10 protein-coding genes are annotated in these 8,124 nt (G+C 67.0%); 1 reads left to right on the top strand and 9 read right to left on the bottom strand.

Annotated features, from left to right (window positions below; translation table 11 throughout):
* Nucleotides 1-487 precede the first annotated feature (487 nt).
* From ehuA to E2651_RS38425, 7 genes are all read right to left on the bottom strand, one after another.
* Nucleotides 488-1,303, bottom strand: a complete 816-nt coding sequence (gene ehuA, locus E2651_RS38455) for an ectoine/hydroxyectoine ABC transporter ATP-binding protein EhuA (RefSeq protein WP_135335919.1) — start codon at nt 1,301-1,303, stop codon at nt 488-490.
* Nucleotides 1,293-1,943 (bottom strand): ectoine/hydroxyectoine ABC transporter permease subunit EhuD, encoded by a 651-nt coding sequence (gene ehuD / locus E2651_RS38450; RefSeq protein WP_135335918.1) that lies wholly within the window; start codon nt 1,941-1,943, stop codon nt 1,293-1,295. The genes ehuA and ehuD overlap by 11 nt, the downstream gene beginning before the upstream one ends.
* Entirely contained in the window at nt 1,940-2,674 is a 735-nt protein-coding gene (gene ehuC, locus E2651_RS38445) for an ectoine/hydroxyectoine ABC transporter permease subunit EhuC (protein ID WP_135335917.1), read from the bottom strand. The genes ehuD and ehuC overlap by 4 nt, the downstream gene beginning before the upstream one ends.
* Nucleotides 2,674-3,594, bottom strand: coding sequence for an ectoine/hydroxyectoine ABC transporter substrate-binding protein EhuB (gene ehuB / locus E2651_RS38440; RefSeq protein WP_135335916.1), 921 nt, complete (start codon nt 3,592-3,594; stop codon nt 2,674-2,676). Before ehuB ends, ehuC begins: the two co-directional genes overlap by 1 nt.
* A gap of 225 nt (nt 3,595-3,819) precedes the next feature.
* On the bottom strand, nt 3,820-4,200 hold the full coding sequence (locus tag E2651_RS38435; protein WP_135335915.1) for a hypothetical protein: 381 nt from the start codon (nt 4,198-4,200) through the stop codon (nt 3,820-3,822).
* A 52-nt stretch (nt 4,201-4,252) separates the two neighbouring features.
* Entirely contained in the window at nt 4,253-4,684 is a 432-nt protein-coding gene (locus E2651_RS38430) for a hypothetical protein (protein WP_135335914.1), read from the bottom strand.
* Between the two features lie 12 nt (nt 4,685-4,696).
* Nucleotides 4,697-5,230 carry a hypothetical protein gene (locus E2651_RS38425; RefSeq protein ID WP_167829022.1) on the bottom strand — a complete coding sequence of 178 codons (534 nt, stop codon included), beginning with the start codon at nt 5,228-5,230 and terminating at the stop codon, nt 4,697-4,699.
* Nucleotides 5,231-5,447: 217 nt separating this feature from the next.
* Here E2651_RS38425 and E2651_RS38420 point away from each other — a divergent pair, with 217 nt between their 5' ends.
* Nucleotides 5,448-5,936 (top strand): DUF3830 family protein, encoded by a 489-nt coding sequence (locus tag E2651_RS38420; RefSeq protein WP_135335912.1) that lies wholly within the window; start codon nt 5,448-5,450, stop codon nt 5,934-5,936.
* A 2-nt stretch (nt 5,937-5,938) separates the two neighbouring features.
* On the opposite strand, the gene E2651_RS38415 is transcribed toward E2651_RS38420, so the two are convergent.
* Nucleotides 5,939-7,342 (bottom strand): amidase, encoded by a 1,404-nt coding sequence (locus tag E2651_RS38415; protein WP_135335911.1) that lies wholly within the window; start codon nt 7,340-7,342, stop codon nt 5,939-5,941.
* A gap of 84 nt (nt 7,343-7,426) precedes the next feature.
* A partial coding sequence (locus tag E2651_RS38410) for a D-2-hydroxyacid dehydrogenase (protein WP_135335910.1) occupies nt 7,427-8,124 on the bottom strand: 698 nt, incomplete at its 5' end.

The following is an 8,124-nucleotide window of genomic DNA, read 5'->3' as shown; positions in this document are numbered from 1 at the left end:
GGGGAGAAGGGGGAGAGGAGGGGAAGCGTGGAGAAGTGTGCTCAGGGGGAATGCGGCGTGCCTTTGGGGAGGCTCAGCTGCTTCCCCTTGGGGTTCTTCATCTTCAGGGAAGGCGCGAAGATGTTCTTGGCGGTATGCCGAAAAGCGCGATGTGGTAGCGGCACTTGTTGATGCCGCCCCATCCCGCGGCGGTCCACTTCCCGTACTTGGACTTCGACTTGGCCTTCTGCACGGAGACCGAGCCCCCGCCGGACGGCGCGGCCGTGGCGGACGCGGCGACGACACTGATTTACCTCCGGTGTGCGAGCGGCGGATTTCCGTGCGCCACAGGCTTCAGCATCGCGAGCGGGCTCGCTATTGACTTTTTGGGAGGTGCACGAAAGGGCATTGCACCAGAAGTGAGGGGTGAGTGGGAAAGCAAAAACCCGGCCCCCTCCATTGGTGGGCCGGGTTTTTGCAGCCAGGGCGGCGTATGCGTAGGCGGCAGCTACAGCACCGCGCTCAGGAATTCCCGCGTCCGCTCGTGCTCCGGCTCGGTAAAGATCTTCTCCGGTGTCCCGGATTCGATCACCCGGCCCGAGTCGAACATCAGGACCTGGTCCGAGATGTCACGGGCGAAGTTCATCTCGTGGGTCACGCAGAGCATAGTGATGTCCGTGGTGTGCGCGATGTCGCGGAGGACATCGAGGACACCCGCGACCAGCTCCGGGTCGAGCGCGGACGTGACCTCGTCCAGGAGCAGCACCTGCGGGCGCATCGCGAGGGCGCGCGCGATCGCGACGCGCTGCTGCTGACCGCCGGAGAGCTGGGACGGGTACTTGTCGATGTGCTCGGTCAGTCCGACCTGTTCCAGCAGCTCGCGGGCCCGCTGCTCGGCCTCGTCCTTCGACAGGCCGAGCACCTGGACCGGCGCCTCGGTGATGTTCCGCAGGACCTTCATGTTCGGGAAGAGGTTGAACTGCTGGAACACCATCCCGATGTTCTTGCGGATCTCGCGGATGTACTTCTCGCCCGCCGGCACGAGCTTGCCGTTCTTGGTCTCGTGCGTGAGGTACTCGCCGCCGACCTTGATGGTGCCCTCCTCGGGCTTCATCAGGGTCATCAGGAGGCGCAGGATCGTCGTCTTGCCGGACCCGGACGGTCCGATCAGCGTGACGTGCTTGCCCGAGGCCACGGAGAAGTCGAGCTCGTCCAGGACGACATGGCTGCCGAAGCGCTTGGTGACCTTGTCGAAGCGGATCAGCTCGCTGCCGTCCACCGTCGGGTTGGTCGTTTCCTTCGAGGTGCTGCTGTCAGCGGACAAGACGACGCTCCAAGACTCGGAGAAGGACGGAAGCCGGGTAGGCGATGACGATGAAGGCGATGCCCACGATCGTGTAAGCCTCGACGTAGTTCGTGGTGGTGTTGGCGAAGGTCCGGCCCTGGTTGAGCATCTCCATCGCACCGACGACGAAGATCATCGGGGAGTCCTTGAGCATCGCCACCACGTAGTTGCCCAGGGCTGGGATGACACGACGGATGGCCTGCGGCAGGATCACGGCCCGCCAGGTGTGGCCGCGCGGGAGGCTCAGCGCGGTGGACGCCTCCCACTGGCCGACGGGCACGGCGTCGATACCGGCCCGGTACACCTCGGCGGTGTACGTCGAGTAGTGCAGGCCGAGGCCGACGATGCCGGTGGTGAGCGGGGACATCGACGGACCCCACTCCGGCACCACGAAGAAGAGGAAGAACAGCTGCACCAGCAGCGGGGTGTTCCGGATGAACTCGGTGAACACGGTCACCGGCCAGCTGATCCACTTCTGCGTCGACCGCTGGGCGATGGCCCAGACGAGTCCGAGCGAGAAGGAGATCAGCGCGCCCCACAACAGGGCCTGCAGGGTGACCAGTACGCCGTCCCAGAAAAGCGGCATGAAGTCTTCGGCGGCACTCCAGCTCCAGTTCACTTGACACCTCCCGTGCCCGTGATGACGTCGGTGGAGGGCTTGGACCGCAGCCCGCTCAGCAGACCGGTCTTCTCAGGGGCGCGGCCCACCTTCGCCTTGGCGTGCCGCTCAAGCACCCGCATGCCGCGCGTGAGGATGAAGGCGAGGATGAAGTAGAGGACCAGGAGGAGCGTGTAGACGGGGGCGCTCTCATTCGTGGCGAGCCGCCAGAGGTTGCCCGCGAAGGTCATGTCGGCGACGAGGATCGTGGAGACCAGCGCCGTGCCCTTGAGCAGCTCGATCAGTAGGTTGTTGAACGCGGGGACCATCTCTGGCCAGGCCTGCGGAAGTTCGACGCGGCGCAGCCGCTGCATCGGGGTGAAGCTGAGCGCGATGCCCGCCTCGCGCTGGGCGGCGGGTACGGCCGCGAGCGCGCCGCGGACGACCTCGGAGCCGTACGCACCGTAGGTGAGACCGAGCGCCACGACGCCGGTGGCCATCGGCATGAACTGCCAGCCGAGCATGAGCGGAAGGGCGAAGGCCATCCAGAACATCAGGACAAGCGCGGACGTGCCGCGGAAGAGCTCGAAATAGGTACCGGCGACGAACCGCACGATCCACAAGCGCGACGTGCGCAGAATGCCGACCAGGAAGGCGACGGCAACGGCCAGTATGGCGCTGAGCACGGTGACCTGCACCGTCACCCAGAGCCCGGGCAGGAACCACTCCATGAAGAACTCGGACGTCATCATCAGCCGCACAGCTCCTTTGCGGTCAGATCCGTCATCTCGTCCGCCGTGAAGCCGAACGGCTTGACGATTTCCAGGAGTTCGCCGCTCTTCTTCAGCTTGTGCAGTTCCTTGTTGAACTCGTCCCGCAGGTTCTTCTCGGAGTTGCGGAACGCGAACCCGCCCGCGCCATACGCCGGTTTCCCGTCGACCATCGGCTGGAAGGGCTCGCTCGACTCGACGCGGGGATTGCCCTTCACCACGCCCTTGACCGTGACGTTGGTCCCGGCGAACGCGTCGACCCGACCCTGCTTCACGGCATCGAGGCCCGCGACCTGGTCGGGCAGCGGAAGGACGCTCTTCACGCCGGCCGCCTTGGCGTACCCCACCTCGGCGTACGACGCGCCGCTGGCCAGCTTGAGGCCCTTCTTGACGATGTCGTCGTACGTCTTGATGTTGTGCGGATTGCCCTTCGGCACGATGAAGGCATCGAGCATCAGGTAGTCGGGGTCGGAGAACAGGACCTTCGCGCAGCGGTCGGGGATGATGTACATCCCGGCCGAGATCACGTCGAACTGCTGCACCTGCAGCCCGGGAATCAGCGCCCCGAACTCCGTGGGGATGGCCCGGATGTTCGGCACACCGAGGCGTTCGAAGATCACCCGCGCGATTTCCGGCGCCTGCCCTGTCGCCTTGCCGTCCCTGTCGACGTAGCCGAAGGGCGGCTCGCTCGCGATGCCCACCCGGACGGTCCCGGCGTCGCGCAGCTTGTCGAGCAGACTGCCGCCCTCGACCGTGCCGACGTCCGGGATCCGGCTGCACCCGGCCGCGCCCAGCGCCCCCGCGGCGCCGAGCGCGAACGCTCCGGTGAGCAGTGACCTCCGTGGTAGATGGTGGCTTCGCTGTCGTGCGCTCTCTGAGTCGTTCCCAAGTCGTGGAGCCATGGGGGCGCGGCTACCCGGGAATGGCCGAAGATATTCCCATCATCTTCGGCCATTGTTGTTGTGGTAGTCAGCCGCCCGCATAAGTCGTGCTTACCGGTAACTTTCCGACAATAGCAGTGCGTCGGCAACGGGCAGCGCAACGGCAAGGGTCCGATGAGTGATCAGCTCATCGGGCCCTTGCCGTCTATTCGCCGTCTCGGCGCTCTACTGCTTCATGCGGGTGCGCTACCACTTCATGCTGATCGTCGTGCCCTTGCGGTGCGGAACGGCAAGACGCAGCTTTCCCTTGGGCATGTTCTTGCACTTGAAGGTCTTGGTCTTCCAGTGCTCGCGAACTTCACCGGTGCAGATGATCTTGCCTTTGTGGCGGATGTCCCAGCCGTACATGAAGTCCTTGCTCTTCCCCCAGTTGTTGACCGAGACCTTCACGGTCCCCTTGCGGGGGTGGTACTTCTTGAGCACGCAGTTCGCCGGGCCGCCGCTGCACTTCTTCTTCGCCGTCGCGGCTTCCGCGGGCGCCGTCGCGCCCAGGCTGATGCCGGCGGTCATGGCGACTGCGAGAACCCCGAGAACGGCCCGCTTTATCGGTGCTGCCGTCTTTGTCATGGCTGTCGACTCCCTGAATCGGTGAAGAGAGGCTGAAGCGGAGGGAAGGTCGTCACGCGTACTTGCACGACCACTTGATGGTGCTTTTGCCCATCAGGAAGAACTCCGCGCGAGTGCACCACTTCTGCTGGCCCTTGCGGTTCTTCACCGCCTTTGTGTAGACGCCGCATTTGTTCTGCGTCTTGCAGTCCTTGCGGCCCTTCTCGGGGCCCCGCGCCATCTGGTGCTTCAGCTTCTTCCCGTTCTTGAAGAGAATTGCCTGAATCTGATGGCGCTGCCACTTCTTGCAGCTGACTTTCGCCCCGCCGCGTACGGCCTTCTTCGTCTTCGAGAACTGCACCACGGCCTTCGCCTTGCAGCCCTTTGGAATCATCGTGGGGCTCGAGTCGGCCGCGATGGCGGAGCCCCCGATCGCGGGCAGCGTGGCGAGCATGCTCACGGCAAGAGCAGTGGCCGTCGTCGTACGGATCGCGTACGTCTTCATGACTGCCGCTCCTCAGCTCTTGACCTTGTTGGACCACTTGCTCTGGCTGCCGTTCGACCCATAGCGGTAGGCGTCGCCCTCGGCCTTGGCCCGCCAGGTCTGCTTGCCCTTGTACTTGTCGGTCAGGTCCACGGTCCTGCTGCACGACAGGTTCCTGGGCTTCGGCGGCTTGCCCGGGGTGTCGGCGTGCTTCTCGCACACCCTCGTCTTCATCGGCTTCTTGCCCTTGAAGAGAGTGAGGTCGACGCGGACGCCCAGGACCGACTCGCACTTGATGTAGGCACGCGCTCTCACGTGACGCTGCTTGCCCTGGGAGAGGTAGCGCGTCGTCTTCACCTTCATCGAGCACTTCTTGGGCAGACCGGAAACGGAAACGTCCGCGGTCTCGACGGTGACGGCGGACTTCTGGGCAGGCGCCGGGCCGGAAGCAAACGCGGGAGTGCTCGCGGCCAAGGACGCCGAGGCGAGCACCGCCACGGCGAGAGCACGCGGCGTCCCCTGACGCGCTCTCCTGGTGCTGCTTGACTTGTCGATCGACACAATCATCCCCGAGAGTCGTTGACGGGTGTCCAGGCGACGGCGCTCGCTAATGTCTAAGCAGTCGGTTCCTGCGGCTCGTACGTGGCCGTCTCCTGTGGTTGAGCCAAGAGTGTTGTGGCTTACGCTCGTTGCAGCAATTGACCTTTGGGGAGGTGGCCGAACGTGCAAGTGCCGCGGGAGAGCGGCGCACCACTCGGATCAACGCAAGGGAATAGGAAGACGCATGGTTGACCGCCACATCGAAGTCTCCCTCGACAAGCGGGACGTGCGCTGCACGGCCAAACTCCTCGACGATCGCGCGCCGGTCACTTGCCAGGCGGTCTGGGACGCCCTGCCGCTGGGCTCGGACGTCTACCACGCGAAGTACGCGCGCAATGAGATCTACGCGCTCTTTCCGGCCTTCGCCGCCCAGGAGCCGCCGCTGGAGAACCCGACCATCACCCCCATCCCCGGTGATCTCTGCTATTTCACCTTCTCGGGAACGGAGTTGGGCACGAAGTCGTACGGCTACGGAACCGAGCAGCGCGGCACGGTCGTCGACCTCGCCCTCTTCTACGAGCGCAACAACCTGCTCATCAACGGCGACGTCGGCTGGGTCCCCGGCATCGTCTGGGGCCAGATCGTCGAAGGCCTCGACCGGATGGCCGAGGCCTGCAACGACCTGTGGCGCGCGGGCGCGCAGGGGGAGACGCTGAGCTTCCGCAGGGTCTAGGTTCAGCCCACCGCGGGCGGCGCGATTCCCGCGCTGCCCGCCTCGTACAGGGCGTGCGCCGCCCGCAGGACCAGCGCGTCCGCATGCCGCGCCGCCACGATCTGCACCCCGACCGGCAGACCCTCGCCGTCCACCCCGCAGGGCACCGTCGCCGCCGGCTGCTGCGTCATGTTGAAGGGGTACGTGAACGGCGTCCACCCCGTCCACCGGCGATGGCCGGAACCTTTCGGTACCTCCGCCCCCGCCTCGAACGCGGTGATCGGCAGCGTGGGAGTGACGAGCAGGTCGTACGTCGAGTGGAAGCGGCCCATCCGGCGGCCGAGCTCCATCCGGACGTCGACCGCCGCCAGATAGTCGAGCGCGCTGTACCGGGCGCCCTGCGCGCAGATCTCCCGCAGCCCCGGATCCAGCAACTCCCGCTGTGCGGGCGGCAGATGCTGTGTCACCCGCGCCGCCCCGCTGAACCACAGCGTGTGGAAGGCCTCCACCGGCTCCGAGAAATCGGGGTCGGTCTCCTCGACGTACGCCCCCTGCGCGGCCAGCGACTCCACCGCGCGCCGCACCGCGGACGCGACCGCGGGCCGCACCGCCACCTGGCCGCCGAGCGAGGGCGAATAGGCGATGCGCAGACCGCGTACGCCGCCTTCGATGCCCGCCCGGAAGCTGCCGGCGACCGGGCCGAGCTGCGACCAGTCGCGCCAGTCGGGGCCGCTGATCACGTCCATGAGGAGCGCCGCGTCCGCCGCGTCCCGCGTCATCGGCCCGACGTGCGCGAGCGTGCCGAACGCCGAAGCGGGATACAGCGGCACCCTTCCGTACGTCGGCTTCAGCGCGAAGATCCCGCAGAACGCGCCCGGGATCCGCACCGAGCCGCCGCCGTCCGTGCCCAGGGACACCGGCGCGGCGCCGTACGCCACGGCCGCCGCGCTGCCGCCGCTCGATCCGCCCGCCGTGCGCGTGTGGTCGTACGGATTGCGCGTGACCCCGCTCCGCGGGCTGTCCGTGACGCCCTTCCAGCCGAACTCGGGCGTCGTCGTCTTGCCGATGAACACCGCGCCGTGCTCCCGCAGCCGGGCCACCGAAGGCGCGTCCTCGTCCCAACTCCCGTCCGTACGAACGGTCTTGGAGCCCCGCAGGGTGGGACCGCCGCGCTGCAGCAGGATGTCCTTGACCGAGACCGGGACCCCGTCCACCAGCCCCCGCGGCTCGCCCCGCCGCCACCGCTCGGCACTCGCCTCGGCCCCCGCGATCGCCTCATCGGAGTCGATGCGCACGAAGGCGTTCACGGCGGGCTGCACCTCCTCGGCCCTGCGCAGCGCGGCCCGTGCCGCCTCGACCGGGCTGAATTCGCCCTTCCGGTAGCCGTCGACGAGTTGTAGGGCGGTGAGATCCGTGAGCTCGGTCATGCACGCTCCTCAGTAGAAGAGTCAGGAGAAGAGTCAGGAGAAGAGTCAGGAGAAGAGAGGGGACAGCTCGGGGCAGAGGGGAGATCAATGCCCGGGTACATACCCACGTTTCTTGTCGACCACGTTGGTCAGCGGCCGCCCGGCCGCCCACTCCTCGTACAACTCGACGAACTGCGCGCCCAGTTCATCGCGCCAGCCCACCGTGTCCCCGCTCATGTGCGGCGACACGATGAGCCCTGGCGCCGTCCACAGCGGGCTGTCGGCCGGCAGCGGCTCGTGTTCGAAGACGTCGAGGGCCGCGCCCGCGATCCACCGCTTCGACAGCGCGGCCGCGAGATCGTCCTCGACGACCAGCGCGCCGCGGCCGATGTTGATGAAGCGCGCGGAGGGCTGCATCATGCCGAACCGCCGCGCGTCGAACATGCCGCGTGTGGCGTCCGTCAGCGGCGCCGCGCAGATCACCCAGTCGGCGCGCGCCATGAGCCGGTCGAGCTCCTCGGCGCCGTGCACGCCGTGCTGCGCCTTGCGGCCCACCAGCGCCGTGATGATCCCCAGCGCCTTCAGCGTACGGACGATCGCGTGCCCGATCGGGCCCGAGCCCACCACGCACGCGCGCGTGCGGGCGACCCGCTGGGACTCGCGGTGCCGCCAGGTGCGCTCGCCCTGGAGGCGGAGGGTGTGCGGCAGGTCCTTGGCCATCGCCAGGACGAGCGCCGCCACGTACTCGGCGATCGGCTGGTCGAAGACGCCCCGGGCGTTGGTGACCACGGTGTCGGACGCGG

This window comes from Streptomyces sp. MZ04, assembly GCF_004684775.1.
Lineage (GTDB): Bacteria > Actinomycetota > Actinomycetes > Streptomycetales > Streptomycetaceae > Streptomyces.
The sequence above is the reverse complement of the archived record's forward strand: the minus strand, read 5'-3'. Positions and strand labels throughout refer to the sequence as shown.